This is a genomic window from Mycoplana ramosa (genome assembly GCF_041930185.1).
GTDB lineage: Bacteria > Pseudomonadota > Alphaproteobacteria > Rhizobiales > Rhizobiaceae > Mycoplana > Mycoplana ramosa.
This window is the reverse complement of record NZ_JBHEEW010000007.1, coordinates 58660-82929: the sequence shown is the minus strand read 5'-3', so window position 1 is coordinate 82929 and position 24270 is coordinate 58660. Positions and strand designations below refer to the sequence as shown.

21 protein-coding genes are annotated in these 24270 nt (G+C 65.2%); 10 read left to right on the top strand and 11 right to left on the bottom strand.

Annotation, left to right across the window (positions count from 1 at the left end; all coding sequences use genetic code 11):
* Positions 1 to 6: 6 nt before the first annotated feature.
* Positions 7 to 660: a response regulator gene (locus tag JNC62_RS10745; RefSeq protein ID WP_374838585.1), complete on the bottom strand. Its 654-nt coding sequence runs from the start codon at positions 658 to 660 to the stop codon at positions 7 to 9.
* Positions 661 to 726: 66 nt separating this feature from the next.
* Positions 727 to 1158, bottom strand: coding sequence for a hypothetical protein (locus JNC62_RS10740; protein WP_374838584.1), 432 nt, complete (start codon positions 1156 to 1158; stop codon positions 727 to 729).
* 172 nt (positions 1159 to 1330) lie between these two features.
* Here JNC62_RS10740 and JNC62_RS10735 point away from each other — a divergent pair, with 172 nt between their 5' ends.
* Both JNC62_RS10735 and JNC62_RS10730 read left to right on the top strand, forming a co-directional pair.
* A complete protein-coding gene (locus tag JNC62_RS10735) occupies positions 1331 to 1675 on the top strand; it encodes a DUF952 domain-containing protein (RefSeq protein ID WP_374838582.1) in 345 nt (114 codons plus the stop codon).
* Between the two features lies 1 nt (position 1676).
* Positions 1677 to 2759, top strand: coding sequence for a quinone-dependent dihydroorotate dehydrogenase (locus JNC62_RS10730; RefSeq protein WP_374838580.1), 1083 nt, complete (start codon positions 1677 to 1679; stop codon positions 2757 to 2759).
* Here JNC62_RS10730 and JNC62_RS10725 read toward each other — a convergent pair.
* Genes JNC62_RS10725 through JNC62_RS10715 form a run of 3 tightly spaced genes read right to left on the bottom strand, consistent with a single transcriptional unit; the run spans position 2735 to position 4909 of the window.
* Positions 2735 to 4087 (bottom strand): MATE family efflux transporter, encoded by a 1353-nt coding sequence (locus tag JNC62_RS10725; RefSeq protein WP_374838578.1) that lies wholly within the window; start codon positions 4085 to 4087, stop codon positions 2735 to 2737. The two genes, JNC62_RS10730 and JNC62_RS10725, sit on opposite strands and share 25 nt — an antisense overlap.
* A 47-nt stretch (positions 4088 to 4134) precedes the next feature.
* Positions 4135 to 4641, bottom strand: coding sequence for a CAP domain-containing protein (locus tag JNC62_RS10720; protein ID WP_374838576.1), 507 nt, complete (start codon positions 4639 to 4641; stop codon positions 4135 to 4137).
* 1 nt (position 4642) lies between these two features.
* Entirely contained in the window at positions 4643 to 4909 is a 267-nt protein-coding gene (locus JNC62_RS10715; RefSeq protein WP_374838574.1) for a DUF6460 domain-containing protein, read from the bottom strand.
* A 162-nt stretch (positions 4910 to 5071) separates the two neighbouring features.
* On the opposite strand from JNC62_RS10715, the gene JNC62_RS10710 reads away from it, so the two are divergent.
* Both JNC62_RS10710 and JNC62_RS10705 read left to right on the top strand, forming a co-directional pair.
* Positions 5072 to 6016 carry a class I SAM-dependent methyltransferase gene (locus JNC62_RS10710; protein WP_374838572.1) on the top strand — a complete coding sequence of 315 codons (945 nt, stop codon included), beginning with the start codon at positions 5072 to 5074 and terminating at the stop codon, positions 6014 to 6016.
* A gap of 68 nt (positions 6017 to 6084) precedes the next feature.
* Entirely contained in the window at positions 6085 to 6720 is a 636-nt protein-coding gene (locus JNC62_RS10705; protein ID WP_374838570.1) for a DUF6198 family protein, read from the top strand.
* A gap of 67 nt (positions 6721 to 6787) precedes the next feature.
* Here the strand turns inward: JNC62_RS10705 and JNC62_RS10700 are convergent, their stop codons facing one another.
* The gene (locus tag JNC62_RS10700) at positions 6788 to 7249 is read right to left on the bottom strand and encodes a carboxymuconolactone decarboxylase family protein (protein ID WP_374838568.1); all 462 of its coding nucleotides are present in this window, start codon (positions 7247 to 7249) and stop codon (positions 6788 to 6790) included.
* Positions 7250 to 7296: 47 nt separating this feature from the next.
* Positions 7297 to 7797 (bottom strand): RrF2 family transcriptional regulator, encoded by a 501-nt coding sequence (locus tag JNC62_RS10695; protein WP_374838566.1) that lies wholly within the window; start codon positions 7795 to 7797, stop codon positions 7297 to 7299.
* A gap of 134 nt (positions 7798 to 7931) precedes the next feature.
* Between JNC62_RS10695 and JNC62_RS10690 the strand changes: the two genes are divergently transcribed.
* Both JNC62_RS10690 and pdeM read left to right on the top strand, forming a co-directional pair.
* Positions 7932 to 10511 carry a ligase-associated DNA damage response DEXH box helicase gene (locus JNC62_RS10690; protein ID WP_374838564.1) on the top strand — a complete coding sequence of 860 codons (2580 nt, stop codon included), beginning with the start codon at positions 7932 to 7934 and terminating at the stop codon, positions 10509 to 10511.
* Between the two features lie 13 nt (positions 10512 to 10524).
* A complete protein-coding gene (gene pdeM / locus JNC62_RS10685) occupies positions 10525 to 11250 on the top strand; it encodes a ligase-associated DNA damage response endonuclease PdeM (protein ID WP_374838562.1) in 726 nt (241 codons plus the stop codon).
* A 9-nt stretch (positions 11251 to 11259) separates the two neighbouring features.
* On the opposite strand, the gene JNC62_RS10680 is transcribed toward pdeM, so the two are convergent.
* Positions 11260 to 11817, bottom strand: a complete 558-nt coding sequence (locus JNC62_RS10680; RefSeq protein WP_374838560.1) for a dihydrofolate reductase family protein — start codon at positions 11815 to 11817, stop codon at positions 11260 to 11262.
* Positions 11818 to 11912: 95 nt separating this feature from the next.
* On the opposite strand from JNC62_RS10680, the gene JNC62_RS10675 reads away from it, so the two are divergent.
* Positions 11913 to 12419 carry a winged helix-turn-helix transcriptional regulator gene (locus JNC62_RS10675; RefSeq protein ID WP_374838558.1) on the top strand — a complete coding sequence of 169 codons (507 nt, stop codon included), beginning with the start codon at positions 11913 to 11915 and terminating at the stop codon, positions 12417 to 12419.
* Between the two features lie 3 nt (positions 12420 to 12422).
* Here JNC62_RS10675 and JNC62_RS10670 read toward each other — a convergent pair whose 3' ends face one another.
* The 3 genes from JNC62_RS10670 to JNC62_RS10660 form a co-directional block, all read right to left on the bottom strand.
* Positions 12423 to 13211, bottom strand: coding sequence for a TIGR02186 family protein (locus tag JNC62_RS10670; RefSeq protein WP_374838556.1), 789 nt, complete (start codon positions 13209 to 13211; stop codon positions 12423 to 12425).
* Entirely contained in the window at positions 13208 to 14134 is a 927-nt protein-coding gene (locus JNC62_RS10665; RefSeq protein WP_374838555.1) for a sulfite exporter TauE/SafE family protein, read from the bottom strand. The genes JNC62_RS10670 and JNC62_RS10665 overlap by 4 nt, the downstream gene beginning before the upstream one ends.
* A 328-nt stretch (positions 14135 to 14462) precedes the next feature.
* Positions 14463 to 18266 (bottom strand): peptidoglycan-binding protein, encoded by a 3804-nt coding sequence (locus tag JNC62_RS10660; RefSeq protein WP_374838553.1) that lies wholly within the window; start codon positions 18264 to 18266, stop codon positions 14463 to 14465.
* A gap of 495 nt (positions 18267 to 18761) precedes the next feature.
* Between JNC62_RS10660 and JNC62_RS10655 the strand changes: the two genes are divergently transcribed.
* From JNC62_RS10655 to JNC62_RS10645, 3 genes are all read left to right on the top strand, one after another.
* On the top strand, positions 18762 to 20558 hold the full coding sequence (locus tag JNC62_RS10655) for an acyl-CoA dehydrogenase C-terminal domain-containing protein (protein WP_374838551.1): 1797 nt from the start codon (positions 18762 to 18764) through the stop codon (positions 20556 to 20558).
* A 176-nt stretch (positions 20559 to 20734) separates the two neighbouring features.
* Positions 20735 to 21943: an acetyl-CoA C-acetyltransferase gene (locus tag JNC62_RS10650; protein ID WP_374838549.1), complete on the top strand. Its 1209-nt coding sequence runs from the start codon at positions 20735 to 20737 to the stop codon at positions 21941 to 21943.
* Positions 21944 to 21962: 19 nt separating this feature from the next.
* On the top strand, positions 21963 to 24170 hold the full coding sequence (locus JNC62_RS10645) for a 3-hydroxyacyl-CoA dehydrogenase NAD-binding domain-containing protein (protein WP_374838547.1): 2208 nt from the start codon (positions 21963 to 21965) through the stop codon (positions 24168 to 24170).
* Positions 24171 to 24270 lie beyond the last annotated feature (100 nt).

The following is a 24270-nucleotide window of genomic DNA, read 5'->3' as shown; positions in this document are numbered from 1 at the left end:
CGCCCGTCAGGCGACGGCGACCGTGGCCCCGATCTTGCCGAACTGGATGACCGCCTGGGTACGGCTGTCGACGTTCAGTTTCAAGAGGATCGCTGAGACATGCGCCTTGATCGTCGCCTCGGAAACGCCGAGCTCATAGGCGATCTGCTTGTTGAGCAACCCCTCCGCAAGCATCGACAGGACCCGCGATTGTTGCGGCGTCAGTGTACGCAGTCGGTTGATCAGATCGCCGATCTCGGCGTCCTGCTCGATGCCGCGCTCATAGCCGTCGGGCGTATAGATGTTGCCTTCGAGGACGGTCGCAATCCCTTGGCGGATTTCATCGATCGAGGCGGACTTCGAGATAAACCCGGAAGCGCCAAGATCGAGCGCGCGCCGGATCGTCGCCGCATCGTCGCTGGCCGAGACGATCACGACCGGCAGGCTCGGCATTTCCGACCGCAGAATCACCAACCCGGAAAGCCCGCTTACGCCGGGCATCGCCAGATCGAGAAGCATCAGATCAGCGTTCGGATGCCGTTCGGCCGTCGCGCGCGCCGACTCGAAATCGCCGGCTTCCACGACTTCCGGCTCGTCCGCCATTCCCTGCAGGGCCTGCTTCAGCGCCCCCCGGAAGAGCGGATGGTCATCGGCAATGATGATGGTCAATCCTGTCGTCATGCGGGCCCCCTCCCAAGAGCACAGTCATGATCAGCCCCGGCACGCGACATTGCAATGCAGTCGCGCTCAGGTCTTGTCTGGCATCTGGTCCGTCTGCGGGCTGGTCTTTTCCTCCTCACCCTCCAGTGTCTTCACGATATCCATGAAGCGTCGCATCATTCTTTCCATGACGCCCATGGTCCGGTCAATCTCCTCGTCGGTCGGCAGGCGCGGTTTGTCTGCGAGCCCTCCGGATCGTTGTGCCTCCTCAAGCGCTTCCACGCGCTTCGTCAGCCGATCGAGTTCCTGCTCGAAGGCGGCGCGCTCATCCGCAGCCATGCGACAGGTCAATTGACCGGAGGCCTCCGTGCAGACCGACATCTCGCCGGTGACGGTATCAAGTCGAACGAAGCCATCGGCATTGCGCTCCATCTGGTAGCGCCCCTCGCCTTCGGCGTTCGATGCCCCTGCGATCACGAGCGGCAGGATGAACGCAAGGCCGGCAATCCAAGTCCGCATCCGATTTCCTCCTTAAAAACGGCTCCGCCCGACGAAATTGTCCGTGGACATTCCCGCGGCGATGCTGCAAGCGCTACTGCGCCATCCACGTATTCCTTTCAGACCGGGTCCGATCCGAACGGCATGCGCTGGCCGAACAATACGCCCACTCCAACAAGCAGAGAAGCGCGCCATGTCCGACACGATATACAAGATTGTTCCGGCGGGTCTGTGGCAGGCGGCCCGCGCCAAGGGCGTGTTCGAGGGGGCGCCGGTCGACCTGGCCGATGGCTTCATCCATTTCTCTACCGCAGCCCAGGCGCCTGAGACGGCGGCGAAGCACTTCGCCGGCCAGGCGGACCTGCTGCTGGTCGCAATCGACGGCGCGGCGCTCGGCAAGGCGCTCGTCTACGAGCCCTCGCGCGGCGGCCAGCTCTTCCCCCATCTCTACGGCGCGCTTCCTCTGGATGCGGTGCTTTGGGAGAAGGCCCTGCCGCTCGGCGCCGATGGACGGCACGTGTTTCCGGAGATGGACTGACATGACGCTGGCCGATCTCGCCCGCAAGGGGCTGTTTCTGTTCGATCCCGAAGCCGCACACGGCCTGTCGATCGCCGCGCTGAAAAGTGGCCTGGTCCGCTCCTGCAGCCTTCGCCCTGACCCCCGGCTGCACCAGACGATCGCCGGGCTCAGCTTTGCCAATCCGCTCGGAATGGCCGCCGGCTACGACAAGAACGCAGAGGTGCCAGAAGCCCTGATCCGGCTCGGATTCGGTTTTGCCGAAATCGGCACGGTCACGCCGAAGCCGCAGTCCGGCAACCCGAAGCCGCGCATCTTCCGGCTCACGGCGGACGAAGCGGTCATCAACCGGCTCGGGTTCAACAACGAGGGCCATGCCGCCGCGCTCCAGCGGCTGAGAAACTGCTCGCGGCAGTCTTTGATCGGGGTGAACATCGGCGCCAACAAGGACAGCGAAGACCGGATCGCCGATTACGTCGCCGGCATCCGCGCCTTCTACGATGTGGCGCACTACTTCACCGCCAACATCTCATCCCCGAATACGCCGGGGTTGCGCGACCTGCAGGCGCGCGAAAGCCTCGCCGCGCTCTTGTCTGCCGTGCTTTCGGCACGCTCCGAGCAGGCGGCACGGACCGGGCGCCATGTCCCCGTCTTTCTCAAGATCGCGCCGGACCTGACCGAAGAGGGGCTGGACGACATCGCCGATGTTGCGCTCGCCCATGATCTCGACGGCCTCATCGTGTCCAACACGACGCTGTCCCGCGACGGGCTGACCGACCGGACCCATGCCGCCGAGGCCGGAGGGCTGTCTGGCAAGCCGCTGTTCGAGAAATCCACGATCGTGCTTGCAAAGATGCGCAGGCGCGTCGGCGAAGCGCTGCCGATCATTGGCGTCGGCGGCGTCAGCTCGGCGGAGACGGCCGCGGAGAAGATCCGCGCCGGCGCCGACCTCGTCCAGCTTTATTCGTGCATGGTCTATGCCGGGCCGGGCTTGCCGGCCTCCATCGTCCGGGGCCTGTCGGAACTTTGCGACCGCGAACGCCTTGCCTCGATCCGCGACATCCGCGGCAGCCGCAACGGCTATTGGGCCGACCGAAAGATCTGAGCGGCAAGCTTCGGCACACGTGCCGCCAGAAATATCCCGCGGAAGGCCAAAAACAGGTTCAGCGACAGCCAGAGCCCGTGATTGCCGAAGAGCGGCACGAGCACGGCAAGGGCTGCGAGATAGCCGACAAAGGCCGCCAGCATCATATTGCGCATGGTGCGCGACCAGGTCGCACCGATGTAAACGCCGTCCATCTGGAAGGCGAGAGCGCCGGTGACGGCGGTCAAGGCCGCCCAGGGAAGGTAGGACGCAGCCTCCGCGCGGACGCTCTCTGTGGTCGTCAAGAGCGCGATGACATCGGTGCCGAAGACGAGGAAGAGCAGCGCCGTTGCGCCACCCAGCCCGAACGACCAGAGCATCGTCAGCCTGACCGCCCGGTCGAAGGCGGGCCGATGGTCCGCACCGATCGCCCGCCCGACGATCTGTTCGGCCGCGTTGGCAAGGCCGTCGAGATAGTAGCCGGCGACCAGGAAGATGTTCATCAGCACCGCGTTGGCGGCCAGCGACAGCGGGCCGAACGACGAACCGATGCGCGTCATCAGCGTGAAGGCGGCCAGCAACACGAAGGTCCGGATCATGATGTCCCGATTGAGCGCAAACAGCGCCTTCATTGGCGCGGCAGCGAAGATCGATCCCTTCGGCGGGCGGTGCTCGCGCCGAAAGCGGTGCAGAACGAGACCGAGGCCGACCAGCATGCCGGTGGTCTCGCCGATCAGCGCGCCGATGGCGATGCCGGCCACGCCCCAGCCATAGCCAAGACCAAGCACGATCGCGAGCGTGATGTTCATGCCGTTGATGATCGCCTGCAGCAGCAGGCTGGTCGTCCCCTGCCCTCGCCCGAGAACGAAGCCCAGCAGGGCGTAGTTGGCGAGCGCCATCGGCCCGGCCAGGATGCGGATCGAGAAGTAGGTGATCGTTGCTGCCGCAACGCCCGGCGGCGGCGCCATCAGCGCCAGACCTGCCTTCAGCAGCAAGGGCGAGGCGAGCGCGATCAGCAAGCCGCAACAGATCGCGATCAGCAATGCGCGCCAGAAGATGGCCTGCTCCTCGCTCCGGTCACCGCGACCGAAAGCCTGTGCGACCAGTCCCGTGGTCGAGGCCCGCAGGAAGTTGAAGCTGCCCAGTATCAGGTCGAAGAGGACCGCGCCGACCGCCAGACCCGCCAGCGCTTCTGCCGAGCCGAGACGGCCGGCGACCGCGGTGTTGGTCAGGCCGAGCAGCGGCGTGGTGAGAAAGCCGAGCGTCATCGGAATGGCGATCGACAACACCAGGCGGTGCGTCACGTCAAAGGGTCCTGCCCCTTCGCTTGCCCTGAGCGATGCGTCCATGTCCAACCCGCCCTCTGGCGCATTGCCGGCGAACCTGCCGGACCAGTTCAACTCGACAGCACCATCGCCCAGTAGGGCCGGTTGCCTGAAGAGGTATTTCGCGCCTCCGCCACGCCCAGGCCGCGATAGCCCGGGCCCAGCATGTTGGCGAGATGCTTGGGCGAATCCACCCAGGCCTGGAACGCGCGCGCCGCATCGGCCTGCCCCACGGCGATGTTTTCCGCCGCCGGCAACGGCACCGCGTGGCCCTTCATCCGCTTGGCAAAATTGGCGCCGAGACCGATGTTGTGCTCCATCTTGCCGGCCGACGCCATGCGCCGTGCCTGGTCGACGGCGGCCGTTGCAGCGGCGGGATGGCGCGACAGCGGCTCCAGCCCGCGATCGCGGCGCAGCTTGTTGATCATCGCCAGCGTCGCATCGGTCTGGTCGCTGGCATTCGCGCCGGCGTCGATCTTGTCCGTGGTCGTACAGCCGGCCACGGTGGCGGCGAAGGCGCCGAGCGTGGCGCCGAGAACGGCCCTGCGGCCGAGCGAATTCGTCGTCTTCAATGTCATGTCAGCGTCTATAGCTCAGGATACGGATAAGGAGGAACACCGGCACGACGATCACCGCACCGAGCACGAGGTAGTCACCAACCTGGCCAAGAGCGGCGAAACCCTTTTCCCAAAGATTGATGATGAAATCGCGTACGGCACGCAGGATGTCATCGGGATAGAGGCCGAACACCGACATCAGGAACCCGAGTGCAACGGACAGGATCAAGAGTTTTACGGCCACCCGCAGCGGTGTGTCGCCGAGGAATCTGTTCACGCCATCCGACATGCTGCTCGCTCCTGTTGCTTCATCGTGCCTCATAAGCCGACGCTGCAAGAACCGCAAGGTAAGCTTTTTTAGGGCCGGCAGCCGAAAATCGTGACGATTCCGCTTGCGTTTTGCCGCTTGTTGGAAGATTAGCGATGCCACCTCTAGTCCAATCGCGTCATCATGACAGCCGCCACGCAGCATTCCTCCGGCGATATGCTCGCCGACCGCCGCGCCGACTATGCCCGCTTACTCGCGGGCAGTGGCGATTTTGCGAGCGCAAGGGAACTGATGGAACAGGCGCTGGAACTCGCCCCGCGTTGGGCGGCGGGCTGGTTCCGTCTTGCGGAGTATGCCGAGAAATCCGGTCTGAAGGAGGCGGCTGCGGCTGGACTTGCCAAAGTGCTGGATCTGGCCCCGGCCGATCCGTTCGGTGCGGGGCTGAAAATTGCGGTGCTGGGGGCAGGCGTCGTTCCGAGCGCACCGCCGAGCCGTTATGTCGAACAACTCTTCGACGACTACGCGGAGCGGTTCGAGACCGCCCTCGTCGAACGCCTCGACTACAGCGTTCCCGAGAAACTGGCCACGCTCATCTTCGAGCACATTCGGTCGGCGCGCTTCTCAAGCGTTGCCGACCTCGGTTGCGGCACCGGCCTCTTCGGCATCCGGATCCGCGAGCGGGCTGCCTTCCTTGAGGGCTTTGATCTCTCCGCCAACATGCTCGCCAAGGCGCGGGAGAAACAGGTTTACGATCGGCTTGCCCAGGCCGATCTATCGCTCTCGCCCTTCGAGAGCGGCATCTTCGACCCCGACCTGCCATTCGGACGGGCCGATCTTGTCAGTGCCGCCGACGTGCTGATGTATCTCGGCGAACTCACCCCCCTCTTTGCCAACACCGCCAACCTGATCGCCCCCGGCGGCCACTTCGCCTTCTCGGTGGAGGACGCGGGCGCCGACCAGGGCTATGTTCTGCGCACGTCGCTGCGCTACGCCCATGGCGAGGCCTATGTGCGCGAGCGCGCTGCAGCAGCAGGCTTCGACGTTCTTGTCAGCCAGGCGACCGTCATCCGCAAAGATGCCGGCGAACCGGTGCATGGCCGGCTGTTCCTGGCCAGCCGGCGGGCCTGACCGCGTTCGCGGGCGCTGGCGACCCGTCCCCAAAACACGAAACGATCCAAAATCAAAGGGAAATGCCAATGAGCGGCGACAAGCGGCGCTTCGGTTTCTGGAATCCTGCCCCCGCGCGTCACTCGCCGCTAGAAGATGCGCAAGGCATATTCACGGGCAGCATGATCGCGGCTCTCGGGCTCACCCTGATCGGCAGCGCCGGCCTAGTCGCGGGCGGCATCGCCGGTGTTGCCTTCATCCTGCATTATCTCACCGGTTACAGCTTTGGCCTCTACTACTCCGCGCTGAACATGCCATTCTACGCGCTTTCGCTGAGCCGCCTCGGCAGGGCGTTCACGATCAAGTCCTTCCTCGCAGTCGGCCTGACCTCGCTGATCACCGAAATCCAGCCGCGCTACCTGAAGATCGAAACGCTGGAACCGCTCTGGGCCGCGTTGCTGGCCGGACTGCTGCTCGGCTATGGCCTGCTCGCCCTCTACCGCCACCGCGCAAGCCTCGGCGGCATCGGCGTCCTCGCCGTCTATCTGCAGGATCGCTTCGGCTGGCGGGCCGGGCTGGTGCAACTCGCCTTCGACCTCGTGGTGCTGGCGGCGGCCTTTGCTGTATCCGCCCCCTTCATCGTCCTCTGTTCGGTGATCGGCGCCGTGACGCTGAACCTGTTCCTGACGATCAACCACCGTTCGGACCGATACATCGCCATGTGAAGGCGCGAAGAACGCCTTGAGACGGCGGCAAGGCTCAGGCGAGCCTTGCCAGTTGGGTACAACCGCGTCAGGCAGCCTTGGCCGGCTTGTCGAGCGGATGCTGCGAGCGGAAGCCGACCGCGAGCCGGTTCCAGACGTTGATCGTGCCGATCGCAACGGTGATCTTGGTCATTTCCTCTTCGGAGAAATGCGCCTTCAGCGCTTCATAGGCATCATCCGGAGCCCCGGTCTGGGCGATGTTGGTGACGGCATCCACCCAACCCAGCAGCGCGCGTTCGCGAGCGTCATAGACCGGCGACTCCTTCCACACCGACATCATGTTGATCCATTGTTCGGACAACCCGTCATGCCGGGATTCCTTGACGTGCATGTCGACGCAGTAGGCGCATCCATTGATGATCGATGCCCTCAGCTTGATCAGGTGAATGAAGCGGCGCTCCAGACCCGAGTTCTGGACGAATTCCTCGAGGGCGACCACCGCCTTGTAGGCTTCCGGGGCGGCTTTGACGATATTGAAACGAGCTTGCATCTGCCTTCTCCTAGATTGGGGACTTGGGTAAAGACTTGGAGCCGTCGTCAGGGGCGCTGCCTGCGCTCGTGCAGCTCAAGAAAGGCACAGCTTCGGGCCGCGATCGCGCCGTCATCCCTGGCGGCCACTTTGGCCCCGACATCGGCGATCGACACTTTTTTCAGTTCCGCCCGATAGGCCTTCTCCGCCTTCAACATCGCGGCATTGATTTCGCACGGACGCGTCATGTATCGGGCCGGAAGCGGACTTGGGCCACGCTGGCGGATTTCCTGACAGCGAAAGGCCGGCTCCGGCCCTTCCACCGCCAGAATGATGTCCAGCAACGATATCTCCGCCGGCGCGCGCGCCAGGCGGTATCCGCCGCGCGGACCGGGTATCGTCTGCAGGATGCCGGCCCCTGAAAGCGCCTGCAGGTGCTTCAAAAGATAACTGCTGGAGACGCCGTGATATTCCGCCAACGCAGCCGCCGACAACACGCCCTCCGGCGACAGATTCGCCAGCATCGCCACGCTGTGGATTGCCTGCTCGACGCCTTCGCTGAGTTTCATCAGCGCCTCCTATCGTGGATATTTTTTATCCGTGATTATTTGCTTTGTCAATTGGCTTAATGCCACTTCGTGCCGCCATGCTTTGTTGACTGGGCGGACCTTTCCTTTCCCGTCCGTTCGGCTACCTTCACCGCGTGAACGCAACCGATTCCGCCACCGCCCGGCCCGGCCCGCTGCCGAGGCCCTTCACCGACTGGTTTGCAGCCAGGGGCTGGGCGCCACGCGCGCACCAGTTGGAACTGCTGGAGCGCGCACGCAGCGGCGAAAGCCTGCTGCTGATCGCCCCCACCGGCGCCGGCAAGACGCTGGCCGGCTTTCTGCCGTCCCTGACCGACCTCGTCGCGCGCGGCCGCATTCCGCCAGGTTCGGCCTTCACCGGCATCCACACGCTCTACATCTCGCCGCTGAAGGCGCTTGCCGTGGATATCGAGCGCAACCTGGCAAAACCGGTCGAGGAGATGGGCCTGCCGGTGACGATCGAGACGCGCACCGGCGACACGCCGCAATCCAAACGCCAGCGCCAGCGCCTGAACCCGCCCGACATTCTCCTGACTACACCGGAGCAGCTGGCGCTGCTGATCGCCAACGGCGAGGCGGCGCGCTTCTTCAAGGACCTGAAGTTCGTCGTCTTCGACGAGCTCCATTCGCTCGTCACCTCCAAGCGCGGCCATCTGCTGGCGCTGGCGTTGGCGCGGCTGCGCAAACTGGCGCCTGGGCTGCGGACCATCGGTCTTTCCGCCACCGTCGCAGACCCCATGGACCTGCGCCGCTGGCTCGTTGGACAGGTGCCGGGCAAGGATCACCATGCGGGGTTGGTGATGGGCCCTTCCGGCGCGAAACCGATCATCACCATCCTGAAGAGCGAGCAACATATCCCCTGGTCCGGCCATTCGGCCCGCTATGCCATGCCCGAAGTCTACCAGGCGATCCGCGACCACCGCACCGCGCTTCTCTTCGTCAACACGCGCAGCCAGGCGGAGATGCTGTTCCAGGAACTCTGGCGCATCAACGAGGAGACGCTGCCGATCGCATTGCATCATGGCTCGCTCGACGTGGCCCAGCGCCGCAAGGTCGAAAACGCCATGGCAGAAAACCGCCTGCGTGCCGTCGTCGCCACCTCGACGCTCGACCTCGGCATCGACTGGGGCGACGTCGATCTCGTAATCCATGTCGGCGCACCGAAGGGCGCCTCGCGCCTTGCCCAGCGCATCGGCCGCGCCAACCACCGCATGGACGAGCCGAGCCGGGCGATCCTGGTGCCGGCCAACCGCTTCGAGGTGATGGAATGCCAGGCCGCGCTCGACGCCAACTACATCGGCGCGCAGGACACCCCACCCATGACCGCCGGCGCGCTCGACGTGCTGGCCCAGCACGTGCTCGGCATGGCTTGCGCTGCCGCCTTCGACGAGGATGAATTGTTCGCCGAGATCACCTCGGCCGCCCCCTATGCCGCGCTGCCGCGCGAGACATTCTCGCGCGTGGTGCAGTTCGTCGCCACCGGCGGCTACGCCCTGAAGACCTACGAGCGCTACGCCAAGATCCGCAAGACGAAAGCGGGGCTCTGGCGGGTCTCCAACCTGCAGGTCGCCCAGCAGTACCGCCTGAACCTCGGCACCATCGTCGAGATGCCGATGCTGAACCTCAGGCTGGTCAAGCGCAATGCGCGCGGCTCGCTCGGCCGCGGCGGCGCAGCCCTCGGCAAGGTGGAGGAGTATTTCCTCGAAACCATGGCGCCGGGGGATACGTTCCTCTTCGCCGGCAAGGTTCTGCGCTTCGAGGGCATCCGCGAAAACGAATGCCTCGTCAGCCAGGTCTTCTCGCAGGACCCGAAGGTGCCGGTCTATGCCGGCGGCAAGTTCCCGCTCTCCACCTATCTCGCCGAGCAGGTGCGCATCATGCTGGCCGACCCGGAGCACTGGCGCGCGCTGCCGGGCCAGGTGCGCGACTGGCTGTCGATCCAGCGCGACGTCTCGACGGTGCCGAAGCGCGACGAGCTTCTGATCGAGACGTTTCCTCGCGGCAGCCGACACTACATGGTCGCCTATGCCTTCGAGGGCCGGCTCGCCCACCAGACGCTCGGCATGCTTTTGACGCGCCGCCTCGAGCGCGCCGGGCTGAAGCCGCTCGGCTTCGTCGCCACCGACTATTCGCTCGCCGTCTGGGCGCTGGACGACCTTGGTGCAGCGTTCCGAGCCCGCCGCCCATCGCTTACCGATCTTTTCGATGAGGACATGCTCGGCGACGACCTCGAGGCATGGCTCGATGAAAGCTGGATGCTGAAGCGGACCTTCCGCAATTGTGCCGTGATTGCCGGTCTTATCGACCAGCGCCATCCGGGCAAGGTAAAGACCGGGCGGCAGGTGGCGGTGTCGGCTGATCTCATCTACGACGTGCTGCGCTCACACGAACCGGACCATATCCTGCTCGAAGCGACACGGCACGATGCCGCGACGGGACTTTTGGACATCGATCGTCTGGGGTCTATGCTTGCGCGAATCAAGGGCCACATCACCCACCGCGCGCTCGACCGGATCTCACCGCTGGCGATCCCGGTCATGCTGGAAATCGGCAAGGAGCCGGTATCGGGCGAGGCGCACGATGCCGTCCTGGCCGAGGCCGCGGAAGACCTGATTGCGGAAGCCATGGGCGAACCGTCGAAAGCGGAAACGACAGAACGTCAACGGCCGGAAGGAGGCGGCGGCAGAACCGAATGAACGGAATGCGTCAATGAACAGACTGGCCCTCGCTGCCGCCGACGTGCAGGACTTCGGCGCTCTTACGGCGCGTACCGTCGTGGCGGGCGTCGAGGCGGTCTGCGATCCCTTCGGCGCGCTCTACCTGCCGGCGACACGGCTGCTCGTCATTTCCGACCTGCATCTGGAAAAGGGGGCCGCATTTGCGCGCCGTGGCATGCTGCTGCCGCCCTACGACACGCTGGCGACGCTCAGGATCCTGGAAGCCGTCGTTACCCGGCACAATCCGGCGATCGTCGTCAGTCTGGGCGACAATTTCCACGACCGGGTCGGCTCCGCCCACCTGCCGGAAATGTTCCGCCAGAAGATCGAGGCGATGGCGCGCGGGCGCGACTGGATCTGGATCAACGGCAATCACGACCCGGACGGGACAACCGGCCTGCCAGGCCAATCGGCCGACGAATTGCACTATGCCGGCCTCGTCTTTCGGCACGAGCCGTCGCTTGCCGACGGCACCGCCGAGATCGCCGGCCACCTGCATCCGTCCGCCACCGTGCGCCGCCGCGACAAATCGGTACGCCGGCCGTGCTTCGCCACGGACGGCCGGCGCCTGCTGATGCCCGCCTTCGGCGTCACCACCGGCGGGCTCGACCTGCGCCACCGGGCCATGGCCGGGCTGTTCGAACGCGAGACCCTCGTCGCGCATCTGCTTGGACGTGATCGCGTCTATTCCGTACGCTTCGCCAATCTGCTGGCTTGATCGCCCGCGCTAGGGCGCCATCGGCGCGTAGCGCAGGATCACCGTCCCCGTCTTCAGCGGCCGCGCTTCGACCAGGTTGAACCGCCGCGGCGTGTCGCTGTCCTTGAAGAAGCGATTGCCCTTGCCGAGCAGTGTCGGCACGAGACCTATGGCCAGTTCGTCGACGAGGTCGGCCTGCAACAGCGTGTCCGTCAGGTCGGCGCTGCCGAAAACGAAGATGTCCTTTCCGGGCTCCGCCTTCAGCCGGGAGAGTTCGCCGACGATGTCGTCGGTCATGCGGGTGTTGTTCCAGTCGGAGTTCCTGAGCGTGCGCGAGGCGACGAGCTTCGGCAGCGCATTCATGTAGGCCTTCGTCTCTGGCTCTTCCTCCGTTGTCGTCCAGAACGACTTCATGCCCTCGTACGTCACGCGACCGAAGACCAGAAGCCGGGCCCGCTCGCCGAACTCGGCGCTCATGGCCGCAAGCTCATCGCCCCAGGCGTGGCCGTGGAAGGCCAGGTCCCACTTTTCCTCACCCTCGAAAAAGCCGTCGAGCGTCACCAAGTTCCAGACAATGAGCTTGCTCATCTCTTCCTCCTCCGATCGAATCCGCTTTTAATATGCAAGCAGTTGAAGGCTAGGCATACCAGTGGCAAAATGCAACCAGAATCGCGGAGACTGCAATGACGGACGAACATCGGTCGGGCTGCCCGATCAATCTGACGCTCGAGATTCTCGGCGACCGCTGGAGCCTGATCGTGATCCGCGACTTGATGTTCGGCAACCGCCGCCACTTCCGCGAGTTGCTGACCCGATCCGAGGAAGGCATCGCCTCCAACATCCTCGCCGACAGGCTGAAGCGGCTGTCCAAGAAGGGGCTGATCACGAAGGCCGACGATCCCAGCCACAAGCAGAAGGCGCTCTACAGCCTGACCGAGATGGCGATCGACCTCGTGCCGCTCTTCGCCCACATGGGCGCATGGGGCCGCCGGCATCTGCCGGTAAGCGAAGAGCTGAGCATCCGCGCCGAGCTTCTGGAAAACGGCGGGCCGGCAATGTGGACCGCGTTCATGGACGAGCTGCGCGCCGTCCACCTTGGCGCGGCGCCTCCGAAGCGTTCCGTCCTTGCGGAGTTGCAAAGCGCCTATGAGGCCGTTCTCGCCGCGAAGGCCAACATGCACCCGGCTTGACGGTCAGTCCTTGCGGAAGACCACGCTTGCGATCCAGCCGGTCAACAGGGCAAGCACGACGGCGAGGACGCCATAGGAGACCGGGTTGTTGTAGGCGGCATTCGAGATCATCTGCTCCAGGCCGGTCTTGACGACCCGTAGCGGCAGCGCCTTCTCGCTGATGAAGGCGCCGTCACGGAAAAGCTGGGCGCGTACGACATGGGTGCCGTTCGGCACATTGGCGGGCAGCTTCACGGTCGCCTTGAACAGGCTGGCGCTGATGAACTGCACCCCGCCCGGATCGCGCTGGAAATAGCCGCCGGTTTCCTTCAGGTGCAGGAAGGCCTCACGGAACGCGGCGACGCTGCTGCCGTCACCGATAAAGCCGATCGGGTCCAGCCGGATATGCTGCAGGCCCACGCCGATGCTGTTGAGCACCTGGTCGGATGCGATCTGGTCGACATCGCGGGTGCTCGACAGGGAGTAGGATTCCGGCGCGAGCTCAAAGGTCATCGAATGGCGGTTGACCCAGACGCCGAGCACGCGTTCCTTGCGGCGGACCGTCACGTTGTCCTTGGGCCCTTCCAGTGCCACGACGATGTCGTATTTGCTCTGGGCCAAAAGGTTCGGATCATAGCCGCCGATGGCGCCGAAGATGGTGAGGTCCGCGCCACGAAAATCAGAGGAGATGGCGATCTCGTCGGTGGAGATGCCGATCTCCAACTGCTCGGTGTTTTGCTTCTCCTCCGCGCCAACCGGACCGGAAAATGCCAGGACGGCTGCGGCAAGAAGGGCGCACGCCAGGTTTCTCATCGGCGCCCCCCTTCGCTGACGACGGAGTAGATGTTTTCGGGCGCCAGCACGAGGTCGACGGCAAGGCGCATGCCGACCGCGAGCACGAGCAGCGCAAGCAGGGCTCGCAGTTGCTCGCCACGCAAACGCTGGCCGACGCGAACGCCGTACTGCGCACCGACGACACCTGCCACCATCAGGATGAAGGCGAGCACGATGTCGACCGAGTTGTTCGCGGTCGCCTGCATGATCGTGGTGAAGGCCGTCACGAAGATGATCTGGAACAGCGACGTTCCGACGACCACGCTGGTCGGGATGCGCAGAAGATAGATCATCGCCGGCACCATGATGAAGCCGCCGCCGACACCCATGATGGAGGTCAGCACGCCGATCGAAAAGCCGAGCACGACGAGGGGAATGACGCTCAGGTAGATCTTCGACTTTTTGAACCGCATCTTCAGCGGCAAGCCGTGGACCCAATTGTGATGGCCCGGCTTTCGCAGCGTCACCGGCTGGTTCTTGGCGGCACGGCGCAACGCCCTGATGCTCTCAAACAGCATCAGGATGCCGACGGTGCCGAGCAGCGCCACATAGAGCAGCGAAATGACGAGGTCGAGCTGACCGAGGCGCCGCAGCAGGGCGAACAGCCATACGCCCGCGGTCGCGCCGCACAGGCCGCCGAGCAACAGCACGGTACCGAGCTTCATGTCGAGGGTGCCGCGGCGGAAATGGGTGATGGCGCCGGAAACCGACGAGGCGACGACCTGGTTGGCGCCCGTCGCGACGGCCACGACCGGAGGTATGTTGTAGAAGATCAGCAAAGGCGTGATCAGAAAACCGCCGCCGACGCCGAACATGCCGGAAAGAAAGCCAACCGCTGCGCCCATGCCGAGGATGATGAAGATATTCACCGAGAGCTCGGCGATGGGCAGATAGACTGTCACAGCATTACCCCGATGGGCCGACGGCCCGGAACTTTCGGCGCCCCCTGACGCCGCCCCTCACCAAGTCTGGACCGGCCGCCACGTGATCTGGGTCAAAGACCACGCCCAGCATGCAGGTTTTCTTCGGGCGCGCATGATGCCTGCCCGTTCGCCATTCCATACGCTCACGGTAGCGCCACGCCCCCGCACGCAGATGGTAGCCGCTCCGGTATCATTCTGAAGCGGCTTGTGGTTTTTTCATGATCCGTCATGCCCGTGCACGCACGGCCCGTCAACTGCTCAACGGCCGACGGACAGGCTTTATGCGCCGCGGCGCAATGGCGGACAGTCAACCCTGCGGCTTGTTGCGCTTCAGCAACTCATTGACGAGCTTGTCGTCGATCTTGCCCGTCTCCGGCTGACCGACGCTCTTCTGGAAGGCCTTGATCGCCTGCACGGTCTTCGGGCCCAAGGTGCCATCCGGCGTTCCGGCGTCGAAGCCATTGTTGTTGAGGATCGCCTGGATGTTGCGGACCGCTTTCTTCATATCGACGGACGCGGTTTTGGTGCCCTTGCCGACCCACTCGTCCGGCAGGTCCACCGAGTTTGCCTTGTCGTCGAGCGGCTGTTCCTTCCAAAGCTCCAGCTTGGCCTTGGCGCTCGAAAGCTGCTCGGGCTTCATCGCGTTGGCGACCTCGTCGCGCTTTTCGGCGGCATCCCGGTCTCCGTCGCGGGCGGCGATCGCAAACCACTTGTAGGACTCTTCGAGGTCTACCGGCACGCCGTTGCCGCGCGCGTAGAGGATCGCCAGGTTGAACTGGCTGTCGCGAACGCCGAGGTCCGCCGCCTTCTTGAACCATTCGGCAGCGGCCGTGAAATCCGGCGCCTTGCCGCCGCCGGTCGCCAGCAGGACCGCGAGGTTGTGCATCGCGCTGGCGTTGCCTTGCCTTGCCGCCTGCTCGTAGAGACTGCGCGCCTTGTCGAGATCGCGCTCGACGCCCTGGCCCTTCTCATAAAGGCTGCCGAGGCGATACTGGGCCGGAGCAAAGCCACGCTCCGCCGACAGCCGGTACCATTTCGCAGCCTCCGTCATGTCGATCGAGACCCCGCGACCGTCGGTGTAGCGTGCGCCGATCTCGAACAAGGCCAGGCTGTCGCCCTCACCCGCCGATTTGGCGAGCGATGCCGGCTCGACGGAGGGCGGCACTGTGATGGCGTCGACGATAGTTCCGGACGGGGTACCGACGCTTGCCGCCATCTCGGATCCGGCCGGAACGTCATTGACGTCCTCGCGCGGATCCGCCGCAATCGGCTCGAAACCGCCGGTCTGGACGGCAACCGAATCGTCGACCGGCTGCGTCATCTGCTCCGCCCCGGTCGCCACCAGGGCCGGCGAGGCGGTCTCCATACCGGTGTTTTCCATCATCGGCTTGGCGATCTCCTCGCTCGAAGCGGCGGCGATCCCCGGTGCCGGCGCATCGTCCTCGGGGATCTCGACGGTTGCCTTGTCGGCGGGGACTGCGGCTGCGACGTCCTGGGGCTCCGCACCTTCGCTCGCAGCGGTCTCGGCATCGACCGTTTCGGGAACTGCGACGTCGGCCTGCGCGACCGCTGCAGCCTTGGGCGCCTCGTCGCCACGCACCAGCGTGTTGACCAGCGGATAGGACATGATCGCAAGCAGGATCGCGCCGACGGCCATCAGGATCGGCCGACGATGGCGGCCGAAGGCCGCCGCGGCCGCGCCGGAGCCGGTCCCCTTCTGTTCCGGGGCGACGCGGGCAAGGGGGTCGGTTTCCTCTGCCGCCATGCGGGCCGCACGCCGGGCCGCCGCGATGAAATCCGCCTTGCCGGCATCGGTCGATGCAACCTGGCCTTCCGCGGCCTGGTTTGCGCGAACACGCTCGAGGATCTTGCGCACGTCCGGCGCGCCCGAACCGGGCTCCAGCAATTGGTTTGCCACTTCGGGAGCGATCTCGTCGCCCGGATCGATCGACGGGGCGGGATCGATCTGCTGTCGCTCCGCCACAGGCGGCGCTTCCTTCCTTGCCGGGGCGAAGCGACGTGCGAGACCGGCGATCAGGCTGGTCCTGCCGGCCGTCTCGGCGGCGGGCTTTGCGAGAGCACTTGCGGCGCCATCGACCAGCGCGGAACCGGCAGCGCCAACGGCCATTTCGACCTCCCGGCCGGCTTCACTTGCCTCATCCGTCGCCTGATCGTTGCCAGGCTCAGCGGTCACGGTATCGTAGCCGTCGTCGACGAACGGATATTCGTCTTGCATCAGCATCGGCGCCGAAGCGGACGGCATTGCCGGCGCGGCCTGCCGCTCGTCCTCGGGATAGCGTTCGCGCGGCGCTTCATAACGATCGACCGGCGCATCCAGTTGCTCGAGCCGCCCGGCAATCTGGACCAGCGTGTCATGCAGCGCCTCGAAGGTTCGGGCGGTTCGATCCTCACTGGAGCGCATCATGTCTTCGAGCGTGCGCAGGTCTTCGGCCAGCGCCGAGATCGCCGCCATGTCGGAGGGAGCGGCACCGGCGTCACCATGGCGTTGGTACGCCTGCATCACCGTCTCGGCGGCCTGGCGGGCAGCCTCGATGATGTACTCGTCATTCGTCGCCATATAGTCCTCGATCGTCGCCATGCGGCTGTCGAAGTCGGACGGCAGCGCTCCCGCAGGCGCCGACTGCGGCGCGCTGATCAGGGTCGACAGATGGGCGATCTGGGCTTCCAGGCTGCGCAATGCGCCGCCATCGTCCGCCGGCGCCGCGCCGGTGCGGTCGAGCCGCTCGGCGATCGCCTGCAGGCGGTTTTCGATCGTGGAGAAGCGGTCACTGGCGAACGGCGATTCCGCCGGCGCGTCCAGTTCATCGATGCGGCGGGCCAGATAATCGAGCCGTTCCGCCAGCACATCGGTGACCGCGCCCTGGTCGAGCGCGTCGATCTTGCGGGAAATATCGGTGAGATGGTGCGTCAGGTCGGCGCCCACTGCCGGCGCGCGCTGGCCCTGCTCGATCATCGCCGACAGCTGGTCCAGACGCTCTTCGAGGCGGATGGCCGCCCTCTCATGCGTCAGTTCCTCGATCCGGTAGGCGAGCGTCTCCAGCCGCTGGCCAAGGCCCTGCTCGGCCGCCGGGCGGCGGGCCATCGCGTCCAGTTGGTCGGCGAGGTCGCCGATGCGGCCTTCGATGCGCTGGAACACTGCCGCATCGGCGGCGGAATTCTGGGCGCGACCGCTCGCGGCGATCGCCCTGCTGATCTCGTCGAGCCTTAGATCCAACCCTTCGAATTGCGGGGAAAAGCGCCGGTCGTCCTGCTGGACGCTGCGGCCAAGGGCCTCGACCGCCTGAGCCATCGCATGCAACTGGCGCTCCAGATCACGCAGGGCCGGCGTCGCGCTGACCGTCTGGATCTGCGCCTTGAGCTCATCCAGCCGATAGGCGAGCGCCACCAGTTCGTCGTCGCGGCTTTGGTCGGAGGCCGTCAGCCTCTGTTCCACCTCGCTCCAGCGTCCCTCCATGCGGCGGACGGAATCCTCGCGGGCCAGCCCGTCGAGAACCGAACGAAGCTCGTCAAATTCGACGCGAAGGCTGTCGGCTTCGGAGCCGCCGGACTGCCGACCGAGCTGGCTGATACCCTGGGCGAGCCGCTGCAAATCCTCGCGCACGTCATCGCCATGGTCGCGCGCCTCGGCGGCCTGGCGAATGGCGCGCATCTCCGCGCGTAGCGTATCCATCTCGCGGCCGAGGCCGTCGGAAATGTCTCGCTTCAAGTCCTGCCGCAATCCGACAAGGGCGCGGGCGATCTCCGTCATGGCGAGGTCCGGAGCGCCTTGCTGTACGGTTTGCGCCGCTGCCTGTTGCGGGGATGGATACGCGTTCGGACGCGGGTCGGGCCGGACGGCCTGCCGTTCGCGGCCCGCGTCAAGCGCGCGCTGGCGCTGCATGATTTCGCCGACAGGATCGTCCCGAAGCGGGTTTGCCCGCGCGTTCTCCTGCCGCAGCGGCTCGCTTCGCCCATAGCCGGTCTCGCGCCCGCGTTCGCGTCCGCCCATCAATCCTTCGATCCGCGCCTCCAGACCTTCTATGGTCCGGTTCAGCGCGTCGAATGAAGACCTGTCGCCGTAGCGGGGAGGATTTGCTCGCGATCCGTTCATGTTTTTCGCCTCGCTTGGGAGCCCATCGGCTCGCCGGGAGAACCCGCGTCGCACGCACCGTCCATGGTGGCGCGCCGCCTTGCTGCTTCCTTGGGCCGGCGAGAATCTGCTGCCGGCATTTTCCATTCTCATGCACAGGCAGGGGACGCAGCCTAAAAGGCGCATCTTTCCCGGACCTGACGCTCCGATCGGCAGGCGAAATCTGGAACGATAAAACTATTTCGTGAGCTGCCCTCAAGCGCCACAATTCACGGAACATGGTAAATAAGCCGTTAACGGGGTCGAACTTTTTTAACGATTTGCTCATAGAAAAGGCCGAACGCACCGGACCGGGACGCCGCAACCGTTGCGGGAGCGTGCTCGGCGCCGATGCGCCATCGCTCGCTCGAAGATTTCGCGCGCGATCAGTTTGACGTTTACGCAAACGTCAAACTTTCCTAGTATCCCTGTCAGTGATCGGACAAATGTCCGTCGAAGAGGTGAGGACGGAAGACAATGCCCATCTACAAAGCCCCCGTGAACGAAACCATGTTCGTCCTCAACGACGTGCTTGGCATCGAGCGCTTCAACAATCTTCCGGGCTTTGCCGATGCCTCGCCGGACATGATCGAGGCGATTGCCGGCGAAGCGGCAAAGCTTTCCGAGGAGGTTCTGTTCCCGATCAACCTTTCGGGTGACCAGGAGGGCTGCAAGCGCAGCGACGACGGCTCGGTCCGCGTGCCGAAGGGTTTCAAGGAAGCATTCGGCCTCTACCGCGAAGGCGGCTGGCTGGGGCTGGCGGTCCCGGAGGAATTCGGCGGCCAGGGGCTCCCCTATGTCCTACACACCGCCGTCGCAGAGTACATGTCGTCGGCCAACATGTCGCTGATGATGTATCCGGGCCTCACCCAGGGGGCCATCGCGGCGATCCTCGTGCACGGCTCGAAAGAGCAGAAGCAGGCCTATCTGCCGAAAATGGTCGCCGGCACCTGGTCCGGGACGATGAACCTCACCGAACCGCACTGCGGCACCGATCTCGGCATGCTGCGCACCAAAGCTGTTTCGAACCCCGACGGCTCCTACAAAATCTCCGGCCAGAAGATCTTCATCTCGGCCGGCGAGCACGACATGGCGGAAAACATCGTCCATCTGGTGCTGGCCCGCATCGAGGGCGCACCGGACGGCACGAAGGGCATCTCGCTGTTCATCGTGCCGAAGTTCCTGCTCGATGAAAACGGCGAGCCCGGCCGCCGCAACGGCGTTTCCTGCGGCGCGCTCGAGCACAAGATGGGCATTCACGCCAATGCCACCTGCGTGATGAACTATGACGGGGCGACCGGCTATCTGATCGGGGCAGAGAACAAGGGCCTCAACGCCATGTTCGTGATGATGAACGAGGCGCGCCTCGGCGTCGGCCTGCAGGGACTCGCTGTCGCCGAGGCCGCCTACCAGAACGCCGCCAACTATGCGCGCGAACGCGTTCAGGGCCGATCGCTCTCCGGCCCGAAGGCGCCCGACAAGCGCGCCGACCCGATCATCGTGCACCCCGACATCCGCCGCGCGCTGCTGACGATCAAGGCCTGGAACGAGGGCGGGCGCGCCTTCCTGCTCTGGACCGCGCTGCAGTCCGACATCGCCCACCGCTCAGCCGACGAGATCGAGCGGCAGGCCGCCGACGATCTCCTAGGGCTGATGACGCCGATCCTGAAGGGCGTGCTCACCGACCGGGGCTTCGATCATGCGGTGATGGCGCAGCAGGTCTTTGGCGGCCACGGCTATATCGAAGAGCACGGCATGAGCCAGTACGTGCGCGACGCGCGCATCGCCATGATCTACGAGGGCGCCAACGGCATCCAGGCGCTCGACCTCGTCGGCCGCAAGCTCGGTATGAATGGCGGGCGCGCGGTCATGGCGCTGTTCAAGGAGATTGGCGAGTTCTGCGAGGCGAACCGCGCCGACGAAAGCCTCTCCTTCTTCACCAAGCACCTGAAGAAGGGCCTGAACGACCTGCAGGCGTCGACCATGTGGTTCATGCAGCACGCCATGGCCAAGCCCGACAATGCCGCTGCCGGCTCCACCGACTACATGCACCTCTTCGGCCTCGTCGTCGTCGGCTACATGTGGGCGAAGATGGCAAGGGCCGCGCAGGCAGGACTGGCGGCCGGTGCCGGCGAGCGCGAGGCGTTCCTGCGCAACAAGCTGATCACCGCCCGCTTCTTCATGGAGCGCATGATACCGGAGACGGCGCTGCGCAAGGCCCGGATCGAAAGCGGCGCCGAGACGATGATGGCGCTGGCGGCTGAAGCATTCTAACAGTTTGCCCCTCACCCCGACCCCTCTCCCCGCAAGCAGGGAGAGGGAGTACAGTCGCCGCGGCATCGCCCTTCGCCCCGCTTGCGGGAGAAGGCGCCGGCAGGCGGTTGAGGGGCCGGCTGACGAAGAGAGAGAGAGATTGACGGCGCAGCCGCGCCGCTAGGGAGAAGAAATCCATGACTGACGTCTTCATCTACGACCACGTGCGCACCCCGCGCGGCCGCGGCAAGAAGGACGGAGCCTTGCACGAGGTGCCCTCCGTCCGCCTCGCGGCGAAGGTGCTCGAGGCTATCCGCGACCGCAACGGGCTCGACACGTCGACGGTCGACGACATCATCATGGGCTGCGTCGACCCGGTGATGGACGCCGGCGCTGTCATTCCGAAGGCGGCCGCCTTCGAGGCCGGCTATTCCTCCAGGGCGCCGGGCATGCAGATCTCCCGCTTCTGTGCCTCCGGTCTCGACGCCGTCAACTTCGGCGCCGGCAAGATCGCCCAGGGCGCCGACGACATCGTCATCGCCGGCGGCGTGGAAAGCATGTCGCGCGTTGGCATGGGCATGTCCGGCGGCGCCTGGTACATGGACCCGTCCGTCAACTTTCCCGCCTATTTCATGCCGCAGGGCGTCTCGGCCGACCTGATCGCCACCAAATACGGCTTCTCCCGCGACGACGTCGACGCCTATGCGGTCGAGAGCCAGAAGCGCGCCGCGAACGCCTGGGAGAAGGGCTATTTCAAAAATTCGGTCATCCCGGTGACGGACATCAACGGGCTGACGATCCTCGACCGCGACGAGCACATGCGCCCGGACACCGACATGCAGGCCCTGGCGCAGCTCCATCCCTCCTTCCAGATGCCGGGCGAGATGGGCGGCTTCGAGGCCGTCGCCATCCAGGCCCACCCGGAGATCGAGGCGATCAACTACGTCCACCACGCCGGCAATTCGTCGGGCATCGTCGACGGCTCCGCTGCCGTGCTCATCGGTTCGAAGGCAGGCGGCGCGATCCTCGGCAGGAAGCCGCGCGCCCGCATCAAGGCCTTCGCCAATATCGGCTCCGATCCGGCCCTGATGCTCACCGGCCCCGTCGACGTCACCGAGAAGCTCTTGCAGCGCGCCGGCATGCAGCTTTCCGACATCGACCTGTTCGAGCTGAACGAGGCGTTCGCCGCCGTCGTGCTGCGCTACTGCCAGGCCTTCGAGATCCCGCACGACAGGATCAACGTCAACGGCGGGGCGATCGCCATGGGCCATCCGCTCGGCGCCACCGGCGCGATGATCCTCGGCACGGTGCTGGACGAGCTGGAGCGGCGCGACCTCAACACCGCGCTGGTGACGCTCTGCATCGGCGCCGGCATGGGCACGGCGACGGTGATCGAGCGCGTCTGACAGGTTTCGGGAGAGAGAAATGACCTACAAGAACTTCAAGATCGAAACCGACGCCGATGGGATCGCGCTCGTCACCTGGGACATGCCGGGCAAGTCGATGAACGTCATCACGGTCGAGGTGATGGACGAACTCGACGCGATCATAGACCGCACGGCCGCAGACGACACCGTCAAGGGCGTTGTCATCACCTCCGGCAAGTCCTCGTTCTCCGGCGGCGCCGATCTTTCGATGATCAAGGCGCTGTTCACGCTGCAGCAGGAGGAGAAGGCGAAGGATCCGACCCACGCGGTCGAAAAACTGTTCGCGCTGACCGGCCGCATGAGCGGGCTCTTCCGCAAGCTCGAGACCTGCGGCAAGCCCTGGGTCTCCGCGATCAACGGCACCTGCATGGGCGGCGCATTTGAATTGTCTCTGGCCTGCCACGGCCGCGTCGCCTCGAACGCGAAGTCGGTCAAGATCGCGCTGCCCGAGGTCAAGGTCGGCATCTTCCCGGGCGCCGGCGGCACCCAGCGCGTGCCGCGCCTCGCCAATACCCAGGACGCGCTGCAGATGATGACCACCGGCGCGTCGCTGACGGCCGCCCGCGCCAAGGCAATGAACCTCGTCCATCAGGTGGTTCCGCCCCAAGACCTGATCCCGGCCGCCAGGAAGATGATCCTCGACGGGCTCAAGCCCTTGGCCCCATGGGACGAGAAGGGATTCAAGGTGCCGGGCGGCGGCATCTGGACGCCGGCCTCCGCCCAGTTGTGGCCGGCCGCGCCCGCCATCCTGCGGCGGGAGAGCGCCGGCAACTACCCGGCCGCGCTCGCGATCCTCAAATGCGTCTACGAGGGCCTGCAGTTGCCGTTCGACACGGCGCTGAAGGTCGAGCAGCGCTACTTCACCCATATCCTGCAGACCACCGAGGCCTTCTCGATGATCCGCTCGCTGTTCATCTCCATGCAGGAGTTGGGCAAGGGCGCACGCCGGCCGGCCGGCGTGCCGAAGACCGAGTTCAGGAAGGTCGGCATCGTCGGCGCCGGCTTCATGGGCGCCTCGATCGGCTACGTCACCGCCGCCGCCGGCATCCCGGTCGTGCTGATCGACCGCGACCAGGAAGCGGCCGACAAGGGCAAGTCGGTCTGCGAAGGTCTCGTGTCCGGCAGCGTTGCCAAGGGCCGGATCAGCAAGGAGGACGGCGAGAAACTGCTCGCCCTGATCACGCCGACACCGGACTATGCCACGCTTTCCGATGCCGACCTCGTGATCGAGGCGGTGTTCGAGGACCGCGAGGTGAAGAAGGCGGTCACCGAGAGGGTCGAGGCGGTGCTGCCCGAAGGCTCGATCTACGCCTCCAACACCTCGACCCTGCCGATCACCGGGCTTGCGAAGAACTCCAGGCGCCCGGACCAGGTCATCGGCATCCACTTCTTCTCACCGGTCGAAAAAATGATGCTGACCGAGGTGATCCTCGGCAAGGAGACGGGCGACAGGGCGCTGGCCGTCGCTCTCGACTACGTGGCCGCGATCAAGAAGACGCCGATCGTCGTCAACGACACGCGCGGCTTCTACGTCAACCGCTGCGTCTTCCGCTATATCGGTGAGGCCTACGACATGCTGATCGAGGGTGTGCCGGCGGCGATGATCGAGAACGCCGCGAAGATGGCCGGCATGCCGGTCGGACCGCTGTCGCTCAATGACGAGGTTGCCGTCGACCTTTCCTACAAGATCTTCAAGGCGGCGATCGCCGATCTCGGTCCGCAGTCGGTCGACCCGCGCCACATGGAACTGGTCACCAGGCTTGTCGAGGACGGCCGCCTGGGGCGCAAGAGCGCCAAGGGCTTTTACGACTACCCGCCGAAACCGGCAAAGAAGCGTCTGTGGGCCGGGCTGAAGGATCTTTATCCGCAGCAGAAGCCGGAAGACGTCGACGTCAAGGTGCTGAAGCAGCGGCTGCTCGTGACGATCGCGCTGGAGGCCGCCCGTACCATCGAGGAGGGCATCGTCACCGACCCGCGCGAGGCCGATGTCGGCTCGATCCTCGGCTTCGGCTTCGCTCCCTACACCGGCGGGACGCTATCCTACATCGACGGAATGGGCGTCAAGACCTTCGTCGCGCTATGCGAGCAGCTCGCCGCCAGATATGGCGATCACTTCAAGCCGACACCGCTGCTGCTCGACATGGCCGCCAAGGGCGAGACATTCTACGGCCGCTTCGATCCCTATGGAAAGAACGCGGCGGCATAGGCGAACGTCGTCGCTGCCCGCTATCCAATTACGCGCACAAGGACGGGACGCCCGGCACCCGACCTTGTTTCGTTTCCGGATCACAGCGCAGCTGCCCACG